At 43.9% G+C, this 20,606-nt stretch carries 17 protein-coding genes; 7 read left to right on the top strand and 10 right to left on the bottom strand.

The window, feature by feature from the left end; genetic code table 11:
* Positions 1-181: 181 nt before the first annotated feature.
* The gene (locus tag BJP37_RS29760) at positions 182-2,587 is read right to left on the bottom strand and encodes a COR domain-containing protein (RefSeq protein ID WP_075904287.1); all 2,406 of its coding nucleotides are present in this window, start codon (positions 2,585-2,587) and stop codon (positions 182-184) included.
* Between the two features lie 282 nt (positions 2,588-2,869).
* On the opposite strand from BJP37_RS29760, the gene BJP37_RS29755 reads away from it, so the two are divergent.
* The gene (locus BJP37_RS29755) at positions 2,870-3,121 is read left to right on the top strand and encodes a UPF0175 family protein (protein WP_075904285.1); all 252 of its coding nucleotides are present in this window, start codon (positions 2,870-2,872) and stop codon (positions 3,119-3,121) included.
* 107 nt (positions 3,122-3,228) lie between these two features.
* Here the strand turns inward: BJP37_RS29755 and BJP37_RS37765 are convergent, their stop codons facing one another.
* The 5 genes from BJP37_RS37765 to BJP37_RS40280 all read right to left on the bottom strand — a co-directional run bounded on the left by BJP37_RS37765 (position 3,229) and on the right by BJP37_RS40280 (position 6,411).
* Entirely contained in the window at positions 3,229-3,495 is a 267-nt protein-coding gene (locus BJP37_RS37765; RefSeq protein ID WP_143727859.1) for a hypothetical protein, read from the bottom strand.
* A gap of 110 nt (positions 3,496-3,605) precedes the next feature.
* Entirely contained in the window at positions 3,606-3,830 is a 225-nt protein-coding gene (locus tag BJP37_RS29745; protein WP_075904281.1) for a hypothetical protein, read from the bottom strand.
* Between the two features lie 319 nt (positions 3,831-4,149).
* The gene (gene urtE, locus BJP37_RS29740) at positions 4,150-4,851 is read right to left on the bottom strand and encodes an urea ABC transporter ATP-binding subunit UrtE (protein ID WP_075904279.1); all 702 of its coding nucleotides are present in this window, start codon (positions 4,849-4,851) and stop codon (positions 4,150-4,152) included.
* A 215-nt stretch (positions 4,852-5,066) separates the two neighbouring features.
* Positions 5,067-6,203: an urea ABC transporter ATP-binding protein UrtD gene (gene urtD, locus BJP37_RS45240; protein ID WP_075904277.1), complete on the bottom strand. Its 1,137-nt coding sequence runs from the start codon at positions 6,201-6,203 to the stop codon at positions 5,067-5,069.
* Positions 6,184-6,411, bottom strand: a complete 228-nt coding sequence (locus BJP37_RS40280) for a hypothetical protein (RefSeq protein ID WP_075904275.1) — start codon at positions 6,409-6,411, stop codon at positions 6,184-6,186. Before BJP37_RS40280 ends, urtD begins: the two co-directional genes overlap by 20 nt.
* 442 nt (positions 6,412-6,853) lie before the next feature.
* On the opposite strand from BJP37_RS40280, the gene hpsA reads away from it, so the two are divergent.
* From hpsA to BJP37_RS29700, 5 genes are all read left to right on the top strand, one after another.
* Complete coding sequence (hpsA, locus tag BJP37_RS29725) at positions 6,854-11,893, top strand: hormogonium polysaccharide biosynthesis protein HpsA (RefSeq protein WP_075904272.1); 5,040 nt, start codon at positions 6,854-6,856, stop codon at positions 11,891-11,893.
* Between the two features lie 529 nt (positions 11,894-12,422).
* Positions 12,423-13,103, top strand: coding sequence for a hormogonium polysaccharide secretion pseudopilin HpsB (gene hpsB / locus BJP37_RS29715; RefSeq protein WP_075904268.1), 681 nt, complete (start codon positions 12,423-12,425; stop codon positions 13,101-13,103).
* A gap of 54 nt (positions 13,104-13,157) precedes the next feature.
* On the top strand, positions 13,158-14,195 hold the full coding sequence (hpsC, locus tag BJP37_RS29710) for a hormogonium polysaccharide secretion pseudopilin HpsC (protein ID WP_198954226.1): 1,038 nt from the start codon (positions 13,158-13,160) through the stop codon (positions 14,193-14,195).
* Between the two features lie 161 nt (positions 14,196-14,356).
* Entirely contained in the window at positions 14,357-14,992 is a 636-nt protein-coding gene (locus BJP37_RS29705; RefSeq protein WP_075904266.1) for a prepilin-type N-terminal cleavage/methylation domain-containing protein, read from the top strand.
* A gap of 53 nt (positions 14,993-15,045) precedes the next feature.
* Entirely contained in the window at positions 15,046-15,669 is a 624-nt protein-coding gene (locus BJP37_RS29700; protein WP_075904264.1) for a pilus assembly FimT family protein, read from the top strand.
* Positions 15,670-15,708: 39 nt separating this feature from the next.
* Here the strand turns inward: BJP37_RS29700 and BJP37_RS35035 are convergent, their stop codons facing one another.
* The 4 genes from BJP37_RS35035 to BJP37_RS29680 form a co-directional block, all read right to left on the bottom strand.
* Positions 15,709-15,897: a hypothetical protein gene (locus BJP37_RS35035; RefSeq protein WP_143727858.1), complete on the bottom strand. Its 189-nt coding sequence runs from the start codon at positions 15,895-15,897 to the stop codon at positions 15,709-15,711.
* A 9-nt stretch (positions 15,898-15,906) separates the two neighbouring features.
* Positions 15,907-18,195: a 1,4-alpha-glucan branching enzyme gene (gene glgB / locus BJP37_RS29690; protein ID WP_075904262.1), complete on the bottom strand. Its 2,289-nt coding sequence runs from the start codon at positions 18,193-18,195 to the stop codon at positions 15,907-15,909.
* Between the two features lie 30 nt (positions 18,196-18,225).
* Positions 18,226-18,525, bottom strand: a complete 300-nt coding sequence (locus BJP37_RS29685; RefSeq protein ID WP_075904260.1) for a hypothetical protein — start codon at positions 18,523-18,525, stop codon at positions 18,226-18,228.
* A gap of 110 nt (positions 18,526-18,635) precedes the next feature.
* Positions 18,636-19,841, bottom strand: coding sequence for an RNA-guided endonuclease InsQ/TnpB family protein (locus tag BJP37_RS29680; RefSeq protein ID WP_075904258.1), 1,206 nt, complete (start codon positions 19,839-19,841; stop codon positions 18,636-18,638).
* Positions 19,842-19,893: 52 nt separating this feature from the next.
* Here BJP37_RS29680 and BJP37_RS45235 point away from each other — a divergent pair, with 52 nt between their 5' ends.
* On the top strand, positions 19,894-20,058 hold the full coding sequence (locus BJP37_RS45235; RefSeq protein ID WP_229424105.1) for a plasmid mobilization protein: 165 nt from the start codon (positions 19,894-19,896) through the stop codon (positions 20,056-20,058).
* Positions 20,059-20,606 lie beyond the last annotated feature (548 nt).

Genomic DNA, 20,606 nt, shown 5'->3' with positions numbered 1-20,606 from the left:
TTTTTCTGTATAATGCACTTTTTAAGAGTGGTCACTCCAGTAGGGTGCGTTAGGGGCGGGTTCGCCAAGACCCAAGGCTTAGTAAGTGTTGGGACAGTACGTCCCGTAACGCACCACCAGGTCAAACTCTGAATAGAGATCACCTTAAAAAGTCCGTTACTAGACACTGCCCACCCTACGATTAATCTAGTTGCTCTTGTTGTGTTCCTGGATCTCGACTAGGCTTTTCTATTACCTTGTCATTAAGAAGTCCGTTAAACAGCCATCCCCCTATTCCTACAAATAAGCCCGCTATTATGCTGATCAGAGCAAGTTTATTTGAGAGAGTCCATTTCTCCTCTGGGGGCTTATTTATAGGTCGTGGGTCGGGTTCAGGCTTATTCTTAGGAGGTGGTTGGAGAGCTGGTGTGATATCCGAGGGTTTTATCACATCATCAATTAAACTTGATACCTCAACTGTCTTATAGGGAGGACTATCACATTCAATCGTATACTTATTATTACTAATCCGCTCTCTTAATTTATCAAATTCATAGAAATAAGGATTTTGACTGTTTTTACAAGTATCACAATTACAGGGGATTAACTTACTACACCTCAATCGGTTATAAGAAGCATGGATCTTATCTAGTTCCTTAGTAACAATAGTCAACAAGTCTCGTTTATATTGACCAGTAACTCTAATTTGAATTTCTCCTTTTTCGTAATATTCAATTACTTCTGCTTTGGTGTTATCTTTGTTTAAGATAACCCCACTTCTCCACACATGTTGCTGCTGGTAAATCAACTCATGCATTTCCACAATAAACCAAGAGATAATACCTTTGGGCATGAATTCATATTTACAACGGAGAATTAGATTGTCAGATTCATCCCAATCATACTCAGGTTGATTTAAAGTTAGTAGTTGTGGCGCGATGTAGCTATCTTTACTCCCAGGGATTTGATAGCAAAGTTGAAAAGTACTCATCAAGTTTAACAGTTCCTCGTGCATATTAGCATATTTTTCTTCCGACCAAATTTTTTCTAAATCAGCGCGGTTAAAGCGACCTTGATTGCTAATAACGTCATTGTTATCTAGCACTTTATAGACAGCATCAGTAGCCCATTCCGGTTTGAGAATCACCGTTTTCTTTAATAGAGGGTCATCTTGAAAATGCAAACACACTCCCAGATCGTGTAGGTACCCGCTTAACTGTAATTTATCCTTGTATAAAGTAAACCCATTGTTTGAGCAGATCTGTAGATATTCATCCAGACTGATGTAATTACGGCTATCTTCTTCTAAAGCTTCTCTGACTTGTTTCCATGTTCTAGGTAAAGCGGCTTCTTTAATGTGGGGGAGGTTGCTCACATAAAATTTAATTTGGGTAAGAATATCCTCTAAACCTCGGTTAGTCGCTAGGTTAGTTGCTAGGGTTTCTTTCAAATTGGTAAACTGTCCCCGTAAGGCGCGCTCGTTTATGTCTATATGACGATTTTGTATCTGATTCTTGATAATTAAGAGAGGACTGTTGTCGCTTAAGAGTTCTACTATATTAAGCCAGTAGTATAAGTTTCTGTGTTCTTTCCTAGTATCTACCACTAGGGTGTAAAGAGAACGTTTGGTCAGGAAGAATTTATGAGTGGCGTGATAAATTTCTTGTCCCCCAAAGTCCCAGATATTAACCCGAAAGTCTCGACCGTCCTCCAGTGGAAATGTCCATTGGATAATGTCAATTCCTTCTGTAGATTTTTCGTTTTGTAGTTGATAGTGTGGGTTTTCTATCTTTTTGGCTAGTGTTGTTTTTCCAGCACATCCTTCACCAACAATCAGGAGTTTTGCTTCATAGATATAATCTTCTCCTTCTTTGAGTTGTCGGAAATAAGATCTGATTGCTCCAATACCATCTTCTGCAATTTCTATTGGTATATTTTTAAGGGGATTATCCCTTAAATTAAGCTGGGTTAAGTTAGATAGCTTGGTGATGGATTCTGGGACTATTGTTAATTGATTAAAGCTTAAATCAAGCTGGGTTAAAAGGATTAGCTTATTGATGGATTCTGGGATTTTTTTTAAGTTATTTGTACTTAAATTAAGCTCGGTTAAGTTGGTAAGTTTTCCGATGGATTCTGGGACTATTGTTAATTGATTAAAGTGATTAAAGCTTAAATTAAGCTTGGTTAAGTTGGTAAGCTTTCCGATGGATTCTGGGACTATTGTTAATTGATTTTTACTTAAATTAAGCTCGGTTAAGTTGGTAAGCTTTCCGATGGATTCTGGGACTGTTGTTAATTTATTACCGCTTAAATTAAGCTCGGTTAAGTTGGTAAGCTTTCCGATGGATTCTGGGACTATTGTTAATTGATTACCGCTTAAATTAAGCTTGGTTAAGTTGGTAAGCTTTCCGATGGATTCTGGGACTGTTTTTAATTGTTTTCCGCTTAAATCCAATACTTCCAACTGTGATAAATTAAAAACTTTAGTTAGTATTTCAGTGAAATTAACATCATCGTTAGACAAAAAATTACTGCTTAAATCTAACTGTTTAAGCTGCTTCTTTTTTGCTTCTCTTATTTTCTTAACAAGATGTTTTGGTCCAGCCATTTTTATTAATTCTTAATTATCAATTATAGTGGTTTGAAATTAGGCGAGGTACATTTTTTTTAGAGAGCAGGGAGCAGGGAGCAGGCAAGAGGCAAGAGGGAAAAAAACCTATGTACCTCATTAAACTAAAAACTGCTATACTTATGAAGTTCGTAGGGTGCGTTAGGGACGGGGGAGCCATGATTGTAGTGTTAAGATAATCCCTCCCGTAACGCACCATCTGGTCAAACGGCAAAAATGAGATGCACCCTTCCAATAATACCACATTTTAGCACATAACTAATGTCAGAAGTCACAATTAACTTACCTGAAGACGTTTTGAGCGCCCGTCGCCTTCCCCCAGAAGAATTTGTGCAGGAAATGCGGCTTGCTGCTGCTATCTACTGGTATCAAAAGCGGGAAATCTCCATGGAAAAAGCAGCCTCCGTCGCTGGGTTAAACCGTAGGGACTTTCTGGCCGCCCTAGCCCGCGAACAAATTGATGTCTTTGCTGTTGACTTTGACGATCTAGAGCGCGAGATGAACCGTGGCTGAACTTCCTGCTACCAGCACCTGCTCACAGATAAAAAAGTTATAATTTGGGCGTTGCGTCAGTCTTTGAATGAATATTCGTAGAGTGGGCATCCTGCCCGCCCGAAAATCTATTGAAACTGGCTTGATGCCAGTTCTACGCAAGATGCCAGTTCTACGCAAGATGCCAGTTCTACACAAGATGCCAGTTCTACACAAGATGCCAGTTCTACACAAGATGCCAGTTCTACACAAGATGCCAGTTCTACACAAGATGCCAGTTCTACACAAGATGCCAGTTCTACACAAGATGCCAGTTCTACGCCTGATGCCCATTCCACAGCAAGATGCCTATTCCACCTCACTCTTAAAATCATTCCATTATTAAGCAACGCCATAATTTGAGTCGATTAGTAACTCACTAAAACGGGATTTATCTGTAGAGTAATGCTGAGAACAAAATGTTGGTATCAACTATAACTGGTTGGTTTTGTCGAATCACAATTTACTACTTATCAAGTTTAGATTTCACCTTAGACCAAACCGTAGAGTCAATCTCATCAGCTAATTCAGCCGCCACCTCTTCTGTGAGTTGACTGCGCTGGCTGATTGAGTTGAGTTCAATATAGTTTAGGAGTTGGGTCAGTTGCTGATAATCAATTGCTGTCTTATCAATCTTGATGATGATCGTTTGGTCCTCAACACTAAGATTGTAATAATTATTTTTAGACATAATTTATAATTCCATACAGTAGTATTGTAATATATTCTATATGCTATACCAAAGGGAACAGGGAACAGGGAACAGGGAACAGGGAGTAGGGAGTAGGGAGTAGGGAAAAGGGAACAAAAATTATCACAATTCATTTAGGATTGGTATATCTATAGCTCTTTTTACTTTAATGAGGTACAAATTTGTTTTCCTGTTCCCTCTTCCCCTCCTGGGAGGGGTTAGGTTTGGGTTACTCTTCCCTGTTCCCTGTTCCCTGTTCCCTGTTCCCTAAAACCATAAACTCTGTACCTCACCAAATAAAAAACCGCTATGTAACGATTCAAACCGCTAAAAATTGCTGAATCACATCCTGACTCAGTTCACTAGTCGCGCCAGATGCCACAATTCCACCCTTCTGCATAGCATAGTAGCGGTCAGCTTGTCGGACAAAATGTAGATGCTGCTCCACCAAGAGCACAGAAATCCCAGTAGTTTCAATAATCCGGCGCACAGCCGCTTCAATTTCCAAAATAATCGACGGTTGAATCCCTTCGGTAGGTTCGTCTAACACTAATAACTGAGGACGTCCCATTAATGCCCGTGCGATCGCTAATTGTTGCTGTTGTCCACCACTCAAGTCACCACCCATCCGGGACAACATTGATTTTAAGACTGGAAACAGCTCAAAGATATTGTCTAGGATGTCGTCTTCAGTCTTTCTACCCCCTCGACGTGCTTCTAAACCCAGCAATAAATTCTCTTTCACCGTTACCCGAGGGATAATCTCCCTCCCCTGGGGAACATAGCCAATCCCTAATCTGGCTCGTTTATCGGTAGATAGTTTGGTCAGGGGTTGACCAGCAAAGGTAATGGTGCCAGTGCGGGGTTTCAGTAATCCCATAATCGTTTTGAGTAGAGTAGTTTTGCCCACACCATTCCGTCCAATCAGGCAAACCATTTGTCCTGCTGGTACATTCAAATCTACATTTCTGAGAATGTGGCTTTCACCGTAGTAGACATTTAAATTGGAAATTTTCAGCATAAGAGTTTTTTAGAATTTAGAATTTAGAATTTAGAATTTAGAATTGGGAATCGGGAATCGGGAATCGGGAATCGGGAATCGGGAATTGGGAATTGGGAATCGGGAATCGGGAATCGGGAATTGGGAATCGGGAATCGCAAAAATCCCGATATATTGGATTAACTCTTGCCTATTGCCTATTGCCTATTGCCTTAAATGCCATAACCCTTTACCCTTTACCCTTCTCCTACTTCTGCTTCTAAGCTTTTTACCACTTCTGCTGGCAGATCCAACAGCTTCACTAAGTTTTGGTAAGCCGCTGCTTCAGCATCGTTAATTTTTGGTTCGGTAGGTGTACGGGAACTTGATTTAATCACTTCATAAGCTAGCTTCACGATTAGTTTTCGTTCTTCAATACTTTCTATTTCAGTAGTCAACTCTTCGATAGGAACATTAAGTGCTAAATAATTCTGTAATTCTTGTTGTAATTGTTGCTGTTGTTCTGCATCTGTAGCAAACACTTGGCTAAAGCGAGATATCATCACATCAACTTCTTCTCGTGCCAGATTACCATCAGACCAAGCCATAGCAGACACAATCCGTAGCATTTTCATTTGCTCTGCTGTAATCGATGGCTTTTGTCCTAAATACACTTCAATCACCCTGGGGTCATTTTGGACTTGATCCATTGTGCCTTCACACAACACTGAACCCTGATGTAACACGGTTACTTGACGAGCAATCTGGCGCACGAATTCCATATCGTGTTCAATCACAATAATGGAATGACTCTTGGCTAGAGCTAACAGCAAATCTCCTACATTTTCTGTCTCTTCATCGGTTAAACCAGCCACCGGTTCATCTACTAGTAATAAATCCGGAGCCTGAGCCACTAACATCCCAATCTCTAACCGCTGTTTTTCCCCATGGGAGAGTAACTCGGCCAGTAAATTCGCTTTTTCCACTAACCCAATGGTTTGCAGCAAACCCGCTACTGTCCGTTTTTCCCCCGGTAATGTACGTCCAAACAGGGTGGAAAAGACATTTTTATCACGATTGCAGGCTAAATCTAAGTTTTCCCGAACCGTTAGATTTAGGTAGACTCGTGGTGTCTGAAATTTTCGACCAATACCTAAGCGAGAGATTTGGTGTTCTGATAAGCCTCGCAAATCCTCTCCCTTAAACAACACCCGTCCCTCCGTTGGCTGTACTTTCCCAGTCACTACATCCAGAAAGGTAGTTTTCCCAGCACCATTAGGACCAATCATCACTCGCAATTCCCCAGTATCCATACTAAAGTTAAACTGGTTAATTGCTTTGAAGCCGTCAAAACTTACAGTTAAGTTATCAATTTCAAGAATTTTTGAGTTCATTGTTTTTAGGGAATAGGGAGTAGGGAGTAGGGAATCGGGAATCGGGAATCGGGAATCGGGAATCGGGAACATTTTGAAACAGATATGATATATTAACCAGATAATTCATAATCTCCCCATCTCCCCATATCCCAACCTCCCCATCTCCCCATCTCCCCATCTCCCCCTCTCCCCACCTCCCCATCTCCTTATCTCCCCATCTCCCCATTTTTTTTCTCTGGGGGTGATGGGTTTTTGGCTTAATGTGGGTAGGTTAAGTCTATGGTTTTTTGGTAAGCGGGAATAGTCTTCCTTTAGAGGAGGTACGAAAATCCTAGCTTGGGTAAACTGTTAACAAATCTCGGTTGTGTTTTTGGGAAATCTCGATAGTATAATTAAATATTTAATAATATTATCTATTCGTAGGTAGACCTAACCCTATGGGGTTAACCGTTGATAGGTAACCCTTTGCTTTGTTGAAGCATTTGAATATAGGACTACCAATTAAGGTGTTTGACATTGATACAAGCAGCAAAAGCTCTTGTAGTCAACTATTGCCTATTGCCTATTGCCTTTTGCCTATTGCCTTTTGCCTTGAGCTATATCATCTAGGGTGCTTGAACTAGTTCGTCTTTAGGAATCTACTCAGGAAATGTGACAGGAAAATCCCTATGTCAACCAGGAAGTCAACCAGGAAGAAGTTAGCGAATGCGATCGCAAAACTACTCAAACAGGTAGTCAAACTCTCTCAAGCCATCACCAAACCCTTGATGCGTTGGCTGTTGCGTAGCTTATTTATTTTACACCGTCGCTCCCGGGTGGCAACAGCCGGGTTTGTGTTGCCTACCGCGATTATGGTGACCTTGGTGGTAACCTTGCTGGTAACTGCCATTGTGTTGCGCTCCTTTGACCGGGTCAAAAATGCCAGTAATTATCGGGTTAATCAAGCGGTGTTCAATGCCGCCGCTCCAGCCATTGAGAGGGCTCAAGCGAAATTGGAAGCCTTGTTTGATGACCCCACCCTGCCCCGCTCCACCCCATCAGAGGAAGCCTTGGAAAATGCCTTCAACAATCCCAAATACAACTTTGGTGATGAAAAGCGTTTGACCCTCGAAGACGGTGGTGAAAATATAAATACTGCCTGGAGGTTTCCGGTTGATACGGATAATAATGGCAAATTCGATAGTTACACCCTCTACGGAATTTACTTCAAAAGTCCAGATCCATCAAAAGACGAAAAAGTACGAACCCCTCTACAAGCGAGAACCCCGCCGATGGGGGAGTCGAACAACAACAAGGGATGTGAAGCAGCTGCTAGCACTAGCGCTAGCCTAGTGGATAATTCCGGGTGGTTTAGGTCCGGGTCGAAATTAAAGAAAAGTATATTTGTTTACACCGCAACCGTTCCGATTGTGGATGAAAAAGATAAAGGAGATCTAGGTGATTCAGCCGAGACTTACAAGGGTGAGGCCGGATTCTCAGCTCTAGAGTATCAGCAAGACCGAGCCAGAATTCCCCTGGCCAACAATGCCATTGTCTACGAAGATGATTTACAAATCACTCCTGGAAGTGGCATCCAGATTAATGGCCGGGTTTTTACTAACGGGAATTTTCTCACCGGTAATGGTAACAATCAGTATTTTCAAGTCAGTAGCCCGGAATCTTGCTACTACACGGAAGAAAACAGCAAGATCGTTGTCGGGGGCAACATGGCCTTTGGTCGTGTAGATCAGGAGCAAGATCAAGACGGAGGATTCATACATCTGTTCAATGGGGAGGGAGCACCGGCAGTCGTCGAGTTAGAAAATAATGATACATCGGTTAATGAACCACCCAATGAGATTGGCAATAACAGCCAAGCCTTCACCGCACGAATTAATGCTCTGGTAACCAAACAGTTTAACAAGGGTGAGGGTACTGACCCACAGGAAGTATTTGAAAAGTACGACAAATTTAAAGATGAAAATGAGCGTAAGAAACAACGGAACAAAGCTCTAGAGACATACTTCAAAGACCGCACCCGTCGTGTTCCCTATGGTGAAGTTGGCCCTGAAGTTGACCTGACTCAAAACCCTCCAAACGCTACTCTCGAAGGCCAAAACCGTGACGAGCTTCGACCCCAGGATGAGTGGATATATCCCTATGACCCAGATAATGGCACCAGTAACAATGGCCTGACTCTCAATATCAACGGAAACAACCTCAAGCCTGCAGCAACGGCACCAAGCGAACAACAGGATGAAGGTCAGGAACTAAACATTGGCGATCGCGTTTTGATCGGTCATGGCTTACCCGCTCGATGGTGGGATAACACAGCAGGGGAATTCCAGGGTGCCAGAGCTGAACAAGATGTGCTCACACCAGGTGGGGTTAACGTTGAGTGGGATATACCTCCGGATCAGGGTGAAAATAATCGCTTCCGCACTACCCAAGTCACTCCCTTGTCTGACTTAGGGGATACTGACCGCAATGGTTTCTGGGAAGAAGCAGCGGCCAGGCAACCGGTTCAAGCCCTGGAAGGGTATGGGGGATTGCGGGTAGTCACCGGTGCTGGAATTTATGTGGATGATGATGAGTTGGGTCTGACGAGAACCAAAGGAGAACCTATATTCCCTCGCAATAATAATGATGGTCGCCCTGACTTGGAGTCTTATTTACCCCCTCCTGGTTGGGATATTAGGTTTGTGGATCCACAAAGTCAGCGTAACGATAACAGAATACAGCTAGATGATATACTCGATCAATTTGATCCAAGCGAACCCCCCATACTGGTCTGGCCAGATACCATGCCCATGCATGGTGGGGTAGGTGGTGATTTAACTGGTAATAATGGTGATGGTCCTGCTGGTATTACTGACGCTAACCAGAAAAGTGACCTGTTGATGAGGGCAAGTGCCGTTTATCACTACACCCAAAACCCAGAAGAAGATAACCCAGAAGAAGAAAATTTTGACCAAGAACCGATTGCCTGTGTGAGTAGCTACTATGACCCCACAGATGAACAATCGGCTCAAAATAATGTTGACTATTATCTTGATCCATTGGGGCAGGTAGGGCCCAATCAAAATGGCAGGTCTAACAATGGCATCGTTTACACCTTTCCCGGTAGAACTTTTGATAGACCAACACTGGAACGACAAGCCCGATTAGTATTTCCCAATGGGCGTCTTGCCAATGAACCCTTGAAAATAGCCTTAGACAAAGCAGACAATGACCGCACCCTAGCTGATAATTCAGCCATTGATACCGCAATTTGCGCCCTACAAATTTTAGACAACCCTACAGCTAATCAAAGTCAGGCAGCGATCCCTGACCGAGCAATCTACGAACAGTCCTTTCTGAATGCCAGACAAGTCCAGGAAATTGAGGATCCTAACACTCCCCAGCTCTATGACCTAGCCATAGAAGACCGTCAGCCTCTGGAAATCAGGGCGACAGTGTTGGATCTCGATAAGCTCAGAACAAAAAAAACAAGTGGTAAATCACCCAACGGTCCCAGCCCAGAATATCTGCTACCTAATAGCGGGATTATCTACGCCACCCGTGATGATGCGTTACTAGACCTCAGTAATAAAGATCCTAACGCTACCCCTGAAGAAAGGAGGCGCTTAAGTTCTGTAGACTTTAAGCTAGACCCCACTCGCCGTCCCAATGGAATTATCTTAAGCAATGGGACAGTGCTAGCCCGTAAAGACAACAGTAACTCATTTGACTTGACCAATCCCCCAGGAGCAGAGAAAGGGTTAATTTTAGCCACTAATGTGCCAGTGTATATCCAAGCAGCTGAAAACCAGATTGGAAATGGTGAAACATCTGGCTTTAATTTGCACCAAACCCCTCAGGGAGCTTTGGTGGAAGAGTTTGAGGAGAAACTGGAAAATGAGGAATGGCAGGATGGCCCAAATGGCAATTTCTACGGTCGTAATAACCTGAATAACAACTTTGCTTGTCGCCAAAACGATAGTCGATTGCCGGATTGTAATCCAGGGGATTTGTGGCGACCAGCAGTAGTGATTGCTGATAGCGTTACTCTGCTGTCTAAGGATTTTAACTTTGGTTTCCGCTCCGATGGAGACTATGACCTGAGGGGGATACCAATGATTGACTGGGACAATGATGGTAACTTAATAGACACTGTAAATGAGGCAGAGCCAGGTATTGCTGCTGACCTGAATGGCGATGGTGATGCAATTGACACGGTTCTAGAGTCTCAAATTGTCAAGGGTTTTAACTTGAACGGGAATAATACCTTATTCGAGACTGTCAGTGTGAATGGGGAAGCCATTAAGGAGCAAGACATTAACGTTGACCTGAATAGTGATGGTGATAAAACCGACCCTGAAACTTTTGAGTTTGACATAACTGTTGCGGCCAGACTAAAACTTAATGGCATATTTGACAATAATTTTGTCACTAGTGCTAACTGGTGGGATGTGAACGAGGACGGTGAGATTGATAATCCAGATGGGAGGCAAAACCCTCGACCTAGTACTTTACAAGATCCGAACTTTAGAAATTTAAACAGTTCCTACCTAAGCAATTTTGTGACTCCGATTCAGCGACGGGTGGAATTTCCAGAGTATGTCATGGAAATTTGTCGGAAAGTGCCGGTTTCAGCCTGTAACCCTCAAGACTGGGTGGTTAACAGACAAGGTGACCCACTGCAAAGGGCTAGTGACCTTGTGGGAAATAATGTTAGTGTCGATCAACTTTTCTCCGGCACAACAGCAAGACCTGCGATAAATCCCGCCGATCGACGCTATCCCCGTCGCATTGCTTTCCAACGGGATGCTGACAATAACTTGGTGCTAACTCCCGGTATTAATACTCCGATTCCTCTGGGAATAAATGGTGGAGGGACTGTCCAAGCTTACCTATACAATGCTTTCAGCCCTACCAACAGACCTCGATTACAACCACATGCTCTGTGGTATAGAACAGCTAGAAATCAAAATGACCCTACCAATACCGCTCCAAGCTTCGGTCAGGACAGACCGCTGTTTTACCAAAAGCCATTAGTAAACCCAACAACAGAGCAACCGATGTTGGTGCCAGTCCTACAAGTTCACTCCCTGACTGCAGAACCCGGACGAAGAGATAACAGACTCCCGATAGAAAGAGGGGAATGTGTGGAAATCGAAGATGGCTGGACACAGCGAGCCAATAAAGAAGGAGCAACCTTCAATGTAGTGATTGCTTCAGGGGATAGTCCCCCAAGGCCAGAGGAATATAACGGTAGTTTAGAGAACTTCGTCCGCTTCCTAGAAAACTGGCGGCAAGCTGGCGGAACCTGCAGAGACAATGACGGTATCCCGGTGCGGATCAGCGGCTCCCTAATCCAGTTTAAGCGTGCGGCCTATGATACAGCTCCATTCGTGCATGCAAATGAGGACGCTGGTGAACAAGCAGTCCCCACTCGATTTGGATACGATATCAATGCTAGACAGAGAGGCCCTGCGACTTCCATGCCCTATGCCACTGCTACTGGTGAACTGCCCTATTACATGGCACCCACACGTCGATATGGTTTCGATGTGGCTCTGCTGACTCAGTTACCTGACCTGTTCTCCTCCAGGTTTACCACCCCTTCAGCGGGAGACCCCGATGAGTTTTTCCGGGAAGTCTCCCGAGATGACCCATGGGTGGAAACCTTACTGTGTGCCAAGAACGGCAATGATCCAGCGGTTAACGAGCGCTATTGCGGGAAATAAAAGGTTTTCAGGTTGGAGGTTGTTCGCGTAGCGTGGCCAATAGGCCAAGGTTGAAAGTTGAACTATGAATAATCAAGCACGATTGTGATTAATCTCAGGGTGGTGGGCAGTGCCTAGCACCCTGATTTGTCAGGAAATGAATTGGTCTGATGCACTGCCCACCCTACATCTAGATCTGGCTCCGGTTCCCCCCTTGTTAAGGGGGGTTAGGGGGGATCTCATACTCCGATGTTGGTGGGCAGTGCTACTACCATCGGTGGTGGGCAGTGCTAAACCCAGCCTAGGACAAGCAAATGAATCTAACTCCAGCACTGCCCACCCTACATATTTCTCCGGTTCCCCCCTTGTTAAGGGGGGTTAGGGGGGATCTGTCACTTGCAATTAACCCAGCAGTGCTACTCCGATGTTGGTGGGCAGTGCCAACCCCAGCCTACGACAAGCAAATCAATCTAACTCCAGCACTGCCCACCCTACATATTTCTACTTTCTAAATCTACTCCCGACTCCCTTAATAATTAATAGTTAAACCATGATCAATCCCCAGAAGCAACAACCCCTTTCCCAATCATCAGATGCCGGTTTCACAATCATGGAATCCTTGATGGCAATGATGATTATTACAATTCTCATGCTTGGCATCTCACCCATGATTGTCTTAGGGGTGGCCAATCGAGTCCAGTCGCGACGAGTGGAAATAGGAGTGCAAGCGGCTAGGGCGTACATCGATGGTGTGCGGAGTGGAGCAATTGCTCGTCCCGAACAGACGGTAAAGATGGACGCAGAAAATATCTTAACAGAAAGAAAGAACTTGGCTGAGGTTGGGGCTCCACCATCAAACTTCAATTGTAAACAAAATAATGATGACTCCTATTGCCAGAATAACAAGAGTCTTTACTGCGTAGACCTAGATGAAGAGGCTGGCTGTAGCAAGAACAGTTCAAGAGACTTAATCATTCAGGCATTTCGGAGCATCCCGGCAGACGAAAAGGCCAGAAATCCTGAGAAAACCTACTTTCTGGGGGTGCGGGTTTACCGAGCTGATGCCTTTGAAGGTCAAGAGAACTTGAAGATTGGTCAGGAGGGGGAGAAGGCAAAATCTAGGGGACCTGGATTAAGCGATCGCAAAGCCCCCCTATTTGAAACGACTACAGAAATTACCACAGATACACCGAGTTATAGCGATTTTTGCCAGCGCCTAGGTTGTAAATAATCTTGTCACTAATAAGGTAACTACTATCAAATACTACTGACAGAAACCACAAGCATGATTAACTCACTCAGAACCTTCCTCGCCCATCAACTTAAAAGCAACAAGCCTAAGCTCAACCATGGCGGCTTCACTTTAATTGAACTCCTGGTGGCCATGATTGTGGCGGTGCTAATCATAGCACCACTATTGAGATTTATGATTACTATCGTCGATACAGACCGTAAAGAGCAAGCCAAGGCTACCTCAGAACAAGAAATCCAAGCCGCTATGGACTACATCGCCAGAGACTTGGAGCAAGCGGTCTATATCTACGATAATTCTGGAGTTGAAAGAGACCATAAGGAAAAAGATGCGAATAATTCTGGAATCCGAAACCAAATCCCACCAGTTGCTGAAGCACCAGGTTGTAAAATAGATAACTGTCAACCTGTGCTGGTATTCTGGAAGCGGAAGTATTTTGATAGAACAGACAAGGTCAAGGTCAATGGCAAAAATATAGAGATTAAGGAGTTAACCAATGGAAATGATACCTTTGTCTATGCTCTGGTTGCCTATTACTTAATCACTGAACCAAATGAAACTTGGTCAGATATTGCTAGAATTGGTCGGTTTGAAATTCATGATAAAGTTGCCAGTGAAAATGACAATATAGGTGATTCCGAGCCTAGCCCAGGCTTTAAAGCATTTAATCTCGACGAGCCAGGAAGCAAGCTCAAGCAAAAATTGAATCAGTGGACAAAAGAGGCTGGTAATTACACTACTCAAGCTCAAATCTTGGTAGATTACATTGATAACAAAGCAACGGGAATAGACCCAAAATGTGAAACTGTATTTACCCAAGACGATCCGGATCTCTCAGATGATGAAATCCAACAGAAAGAAGAAGCTTTACAGGTTCCAAGTATCCTAAACGGTGGGTTCTATGCCTGTGTGGATGCAGAAAAAAGAATCGCCCAATTATTTTTGAGAGGGAATGCTTTAGCTCGGCTGAAAACTAAGCCAGAGGACTATGAATACAAACCAAATAGGTCTAGCTATTTCCCTACTGTAACCATGCAAATTGAAGGGCGCGGTTTCTTGAATATTAAATAATATAGCAGTTTTTAATTGGGTGAGGTATTTTTTTTTAGGGAGTCGGGAGTAGAGATCCCCCCTAACCCCCCTTAATAAGGGGGGAACGGAGGAATAAGATTGAATTGACTTGATAAATATCAGAAGCGCTATAGCATTATATGTTTACATATTACAGAAAAATGGAAGATAATCAAAGGCTAAACCATAAACCAAATAAGGATGCTGGCTTCACGTTGCTGGAATTAATAGTAGTTATCTTACTAGTAGGAATTTTATCTGCAATTGCTGCTCCCAGCTGGCTGGCGTTTGTGAATAGACAACGAGTGGGTAAAGTCAATGAGAGAGTATTAAGTGTGATCCAAGAAGCCCAGCGACAAGCTAAAAATAAAAAACTCAACTACAGCGTTAGTTTTAGGATGAGTGAGGACGAAGGTCCAGAAGCAGCAGTTCATCAAGATAAGAATAATAATGGGGAAGACAACACACCAGAGACCTTTCAATGGCAGAGTTTAGTTGGTGATTTAGGGGTCAAACCAGACCAAGTTTGGGTGGGAACAAACCTAACTGGTAACAACCAATCTGGGGCAACATTATCGATTTTGAAAGAGGAGAGAAAAATTACCTTTGATAACCAGGGAGTTCTAAAAAATGCACAAATTGACTCAGAGGAATTTGGCTTAGCTATCGTAGTCGCTGTTCCCAATTCTAAGGAGAAAGATAACCCTATTGAAGCTACCCAGCGATGTGTAAAAATAAAAACTATCTTGGGTGCCCTAGAAACTGACAGAAAAGGGGGATGTCCTTCTTCAACATAGTGCTGAGTGAGTTAGAAAGGTAAAAGGTCAAACTTCAATCAGGGTGATAGTCGATGCAATTCAATAGCCAACAGGGCGATCAATCCCGAGGTGATGCGATTGCGCTACGCGCACGCTGCGCGATCGCTGGATTCACTCTACTGGAAACTATTCTGATAGTGTTGGTCGTTGGGCTATTGGCTGCGATCGCAACCCCCAGCTGGCTCACCTTTATCAATCATCTGCACCTCAACATTGCCCAAGACCAAATCTACCGAGCCATGCGCATTGCCCAAAGCAACGCCAAACGAGACAAAGAGACCTGGCAAACTAGCTTTCGAGAAAAAGATGGCATTGTCGAGTGGTCAATTCACCCAGCTATGGGAAAAACATGCATTTTAGATCAAGTCCATTGGCATAGCCTTAGCTCTACCATCGCCATCTACAAAGACAAAAATAAGAAAGGTAAATCCGAGACTACCCTAGCCAAACCAAAGGGGGACTGTTCAAATGCTGGAGTATGGCGAGTCCAGTTTAACTACAAAGGAAACACCAACGGACAACTGGGACAAATCACCCTAATCACCAAGAATAATAGCACCACTCAACGTTGTGTTTACGTATCCACCTTGCTCGGAGCCCTGCGCAAGGGTAGATCTCATCCTAAACCGAATAATAGTAAGAAGTATTGTTATTGAAGGAATCGGGAATCGGGAATCGGGAATCGGAACCCACCCCTAACCCCTCCCAGGAGGGGAACGGGAATCGGGAATCGGGAATCGGGAGTGGGGAATCGGGAATCGGGAATCGGGAATCGGGAATCGGGAATCGGGAATCGGGAATCGGGAATCGGGAATCGGGAAAACTGATCTGACTCCCCATCTCCCCACACTTCCCACACTTCCCACACTTCCCACACTTCCCACACTTCCCTACTACTGTAACTCTGCCTGAGTCTTCTGATGATCTAGCTTTAAAATCAACACCCCCAGGGGTGGCAAACACAAATCTAGGGAATAGTGATGATTGTGGAAGAACCATTCATCTGTCCACTTACCCCCTAGATTCCCCATATTACTACCACCGTATTGGCGAGCATCACTATTGAGCAATTCCTTGTAGAATCCCATCTCTGGCACTCCTACCCGATAATGACTATGGGGCTGAGGGGTAAAATTGCACACTGTGACAATAAACTCTTCCGAATCGTGAGCATAGCGAATGAATGACACCACACTATGGCGATTGTCACTACAATCAATCCATTCAAACCCGTCCTGGTCAAAATCCTGAGTATAAAGCGCCGGTTCCCTACGATACAAATAATTCAGGTCACTAATAAACTGCTTTAAATTTTTATGGGGTTGATATTGCAACAAATCCCACTCCAAATCCCCCCAGACATTCCACTCACTCCACTGACCGAACTCCATACTCATAAATAGAGTTTTCTTACCTGGGTGAGCAAACATATAAGCATACAGACAGCGGAGATTAGCAAACTTGAGCCACTCATCCCCGGGAATTTTCCCAAGCATATTACTCTTGCCATGAACCACCTCATCATGAGATAGGGCAAGCATATAATTCTCAGCATGGTTGTACCACATGCTGAAGGTAACATTATTCTGGTGGAACTGGCGAAACCAGGGATCCATGCTAAAATAGTCTATTATATCATGCATCCAGCCCATATTCCACTTCAGATTAAATCCCAAACCTCCTAAATAATTTGGCCAAGACACCATCGGCCAATCCGTTGACTCTTCCGCAATGGAGAGAACACCGGGATAATAACCAAAAATTACCTGATGAGTTTGCCTAAGGAAATCCACCGCTTCCAGATTTTCCCGACCCCCATACTGGTTTGGTATCCATTCTCCATCCCCACGTAAATAGTCCAGATAGAGCATAGATGCTACGGCATCCACCCGCATGCCATCAATGTGGTACTTATCAAACCAAAACAAAGCGTTAGCTACCAGAAAATTCCGCACTTCGTTACGGCTATAGTTGAAGACTAAGGTTCCCCACTCCTGATGTTCACCTTTACGGGGATCCGCGTATTCATAGAGATGAGTACCATCAAAGAAAGCCAAACCATGAGCATCTTTGGGAAAATGACCGGGTACCCAATCCAAAATTACCCCAATCCCATTTTGGTGGCACTGGTCGATTAAATACATCAAGTCTTGTGGACTACCATAGCGCGAGGTACAGGCATAGTAACCAGTAACCTGATAGCCCCAAGAGCCATCAAAGGGATGCTCTGCCAGGGGCAAGATTTCGATATGGGTGAAGCCCAATTGCTTGATATAAGGAATTAATTTTTGGGCTAGTTCTCGGTAAGTCAGGAAACGGGCTCCTGGTTTGAGGTCTGAAACGGTTACCACGGTTAGGGTTTCACCATTTGCTCCCTGAGGAATTTCACCTGAAGAACCATGAAGCCAAGAGCCCAGATGTAGCTCATAGACAGAAATCGGTTGCCTCAAGGGGTCAGTGTGACGCCGATGCTCCATCCAGTGGTGATCATGCCACTGATAGTCATCCAAGTTGGTAACAATCGAAGCAGTTTTCGGTCTGACCTCTTGTTGGAAACCATAGGGGTCAGATTTCTCGTAGATATGACCTTCGGAATTTTTAATCTCGTACTTGTAGGATTCTCCCACTCCCAGTTCAGGAATAAAGAGTTCCCAGATACCAGTGGCCCCTTTGCGCATCTGATGTTGACGCCCATCCCAATCATTAAAATCCCCGATCACTGAAACATTACGAGCATTAGGTGCCCAAACGGCAAAATAGACTCCCTCAACCCCATCAATTTCTGTAGGATGAGCCCCCAGTTTCTGGTAGATGCGGTGATGATTCCCTTCTGCAAATAGGTGCAAATCAAACTCGGTTAGTTTGGCAGAACGGAAGTGATAGGGGTCATAGCTAACCCATTCGCGTCCGCCTTTTTTAATGCGCAGTTGGTAATTAGCCAGCCGAGGTGTTTCAATTTCCACCTCAAAAAAGTGAGGATGGTGTACCGATTGCATCAGGTAAGACTTCCTTTCCGTTGGCAGAAGTACCCATGCTGCCTCTGCATTTGGTAGATAAGCCCGCACCACCCAACTCACCTTACCATCCTGCTCAAATTTATGGGAACCAAGCACCTCAAAGGGGTTATGATGTTGGTTTCCTACGATCTGGTCAATTTGTTCGGGATTAATTCTTGAATACATTCAGGGTAAACAGGTCTGGGAGTATCACCGTTAGAACGGAAGGATTGTCCGAAACAAATCGCTCAGTTGCAACAGAAAAATCAATTCTCGAATCTGGGGGTCAAGGCCAGGGCTGGTTGAGCGTTGTGCTATGGCATCTTGCAGTTGGGCGTATTCAGCGGGATTCATTGGCTTGCCATCAAGAGGCGATCGCGCTTCAATAATAATCTCAGTTCTCAACACCTCTTCTGGTAGATCTTCCGGAGGTGGTAAACACCAACCTGGTCTAGCTACAAGTATAGCGATAGTTAATTCTAGGCCAATTCCTAACAATTTCAACAATTTAGCCATCACCAACAAGATTGATTACTTAAATTGAGTCGTTAATCAAATCCTATGTGACGTACTCCCGACGTTGCCCTAACGGGACAACGCGGGCTTCTTGCCAACACCAGGTATCCCTATCGGGCTTTGCCCGACGCTACGCGAACGGTTACTCGGCAAGCTTTACTGCTGACGGGACGCCCCACCGCCAAATTCAATATGTTTATTGCCGCATTCACATCACGATCCGCTGTAAACCCACAGTGAGGACAAGAATGGATGCGGTCTTTTAATTTTTTAGGGACTTTCGTTCCACAATTGGAACAGTTTTGGCTGGTATTTCTGGGATTCACTGCCTTCGTGATTAGTCCAGCATTTATGGCTTTGACTGATAAGATAGACAGAAATTGACCCCAACCAGCATCTAATATAGATTTAGCTAATTTAGTTTTCGCTAAACCTTTAATGTTCAACTTTTCATGAGCTACTAAATCATGATTGTTTAGTAATCCCTTTGCTGTTTTAAAATGAAAGTCTTTCCGAGTGTCAGCAACTCTTTTATGGGCTTTGCCTAATTTGCTAACAGCCTTTTTCCTGTTGTTACTACCTTTTTTAGACCGACTAACAACTTTTTGGATCTTCTTTAGCCGTTTTTGAGCCTTTCGATAGTATTGGGGTATTGGTACCTCTGAACCATCAGACTTAACAAGAAAAGACTTGAGACCCATATCTATCCCAATGGGATTTTCAACGCTATCTACTGGGATAACCTCTGGAACACTATCATCTTGGATTGACAACGTAACATAGTAGCCATCAGCCTTTCGGGTTATGGTAGCTGTTTTGATTTTGAATCCTTCTGGGATAGGTCGGTGATAAATCATCTTGACTTTGCCAAATTTTGGAAGAGTCAAGATGTTGCCATTTATAGGATTCTTGGATAGAGAAGGAAAAGTAAACGACTTGTATCTATTTTTACTTTTAAATCGAGGTCTTCCGCTCTTTTTCCCATTACTATCTCCCTTAAGAAACCGCTTAAAAGCCAGATCTACTCTCTTTACGCAATCCTGTAATACGTGAGCGTGAATATAACTATACCAAGGTCTATCTTTCTTTAGCTGAGGTAGAGTTTTCTTCTGGGAAAAGTAGTCAGGGTTATTTCTTAGATCTGGTAAATGACAAACAAGGGGACAAGAATTAATAGGACAGCGATTCTGCTCAAACCAATTAAACCTGTCTGCCAACAAATAGTTGTACTGATGACGCAACATGTCCAGCCATTTCTCTACTTTTGCAATTTGCGACTTTGCTAGTCTTAATCGGTATTGATATGCATATCTCATTTTTGTCCTCTTGCTTATCGACCTATTGTTAGTCTAACATTTGGGGATCCATATGACAATCCAAAATACCGAAAAGATGAAAGATAAAAAGTTGATAGTCAGAGTAACTGAATTTGAAAAACGACAATTAAAACAGGAGGCCGATAAGAGAGGGATGACCCCCTCTGAGTTGATTAGAAGCTTGATAGCTCGTTTCCCTATCCCCCAGGATTCCTAATTGGTGACTCCGTTTCACTCCATCACCGGGCTATCCTTCCTAGAGACGAAACCTGATTGTTAGTGGAGCCTTAATCATAAAGTTTTCACCAAAGGTGCGCTTTCCTTGTCTTGATGCAATAGCGAGTGGGGGGAACCCCCAAGACCGCGCTGCATCGCTAGGCGAATTAAATTCGCCACGGGTCGCACCTCTTTTATGCATAACCGACCAACCATAAAGGCTCCACTATCCTTACGGTAACTTTGAGACGCTGACCAAGCACGGGTACAGCGCGGGGCTGCCGCCCTAAAGCTCAACCGATTCAGCACTGCCTGTGGCGTCTGGATTAATCAGTGTGGCTGTGTGATTGATTTACAGGAATTTCTATTGATGGGATTGGTTTTTTGCTCTAACCTTAGGGTGATAGCTAGGGTTATGGGTGCGCTCAGGAGTTTTTTTCTGATTTTTACTACTAATTTCTAGGCTATCACAAATCCTCGTCTGTCCCTAACTCACGATTCCTCCTGAATCTGACCTGATGCTAAGATAGGTGCGTTCTAGCATCATCT

This window comes from Moorena bouillonii PNG (genome assembly GCF_001942495.1).
Lineage (GTDB): Bacteria > Cyanobacteriota > Cyanobacteriia > Cyanobacteriales > Coleofasciculaceae > Moorena > Moorena bouillonii.
The sequence above is the reverse complement of the archived record's forward strand: the minus strand, read 5'-3'. Positions and strand labels throughout refer to the sequence as shown.

Excerpts from the sequence above, each read along its gene's own strand:
- BJP37_RS29700 (WP_075904264.1), top strand. The coding sequence starts at position 15,046 with ATGCAATTCAATAGCCAACAGGGCGATCAATCCCGAGGTGATGCGATT.
- BJP37_RS29705 (WP_075904266.1), top strand. The coding sequence starts at position 14,357 with ATGGAAGATAATCAAAGGCTAAACCATAAACCAAATAAGGATGCTGGC.
- BJP37_RS29680 (WP_075904258.1), bottom strand. The coding sequence starts at position 19,841 with ATGAGATATGCATATCAATACCGATTAAGACTAGCAAAGTCGCAAATT.
- BJP37_RS29685 (WP_075904260.1), bottom strand. The coding sequence starts at position 18,525 with ATGGCTAAATTGTTGAAATTGTTAGGAATTGGCCTAGAATTAACTATC.
- BJP37_RS45235 (WP_229424105.1), top strand. The coding sequence starts at position 19,894 with ATGACAATCCAAAATACCGAAAAGATGAAAGATAAAAAGTTGATAGTC.
- BJP37_RS40280 (WP_075904275.1), bottom strand. The coding sequence starts at position 6,411 with ATGGGGAGATGGGGAGATAAGGAGATGGGGAGGTGGGGAGAGGGGGAG.
- BJP37_RS37765 (WP_143727859.1), bottom strand. The coding sequence starts at position 3,495 with ATGGCGTTGCTTAATAATGGAATGATTTTAAGAGTGAGGTGGAATAGG.
- BJP37_RS29745 (WP_075904281.1), bottom strand. The coding sequence starts at position 3,830 with ATGTCTAAAAATAATTATTACAATCTTAGTGTTGAGGACCAAACGATC.
- glgB (WP_075904262.1), bottom strand. The coding sequence starts at position 18,195 with ATGTATTCAAGAATTAATCCCGAACAAATTGACCAGATCGTAGGAAAC.
- hpsA (WP_075904272.1), top strand. The coding sequence starts at position 6,854 with ATGTCAACCAGGAAGTCAACCAGGAAGAAGTTAGCGAATGCGATCGCA.
- hpsC (WP_198954226.1), top strand. The coding sequence starts at position 13,158 with ATGATTAACTCACTCAGAACCTTCCTCGCCCATCAACTTAAAAGCAAC.
- urtD (WP_075904277.1), bottom strand. The coding sequence starts at position 6,203 with ATGAACTCAAAAATTCTTGAAATTGATAACTTAACTGTAAGTTTTGAC.
- BJP37_RS29755 (WP_075904285.1), top strand. The coding sequence starts at position 2,870 with ATGTCAGAAGTCACAATTAACTTACCTGAAGACGTTTTGAGCGCCCGT.
- urtE (WP_075904279.1), bottom strand. The coding sequence starts at position 4,851 with ATGCTGAAAATTTCCAATTTAAATGTCTACTACGGTGAAAGCCACATT.
- hpsB (WP_075904268.1), top strand. The coding sequence starts at position 12,423 with ATGATCAATCCCCAGAAGCAACAACCCCTTTCCCAATCATCAGATGCC.
- BJP37_RS29760 (WP_075904287.1), bottom strand. The coding sequence starts at position 2,587 with ATGGCTGGACCAAAACATCTTGTTAAGAAAATAAGAGAAGCAAAAAAG.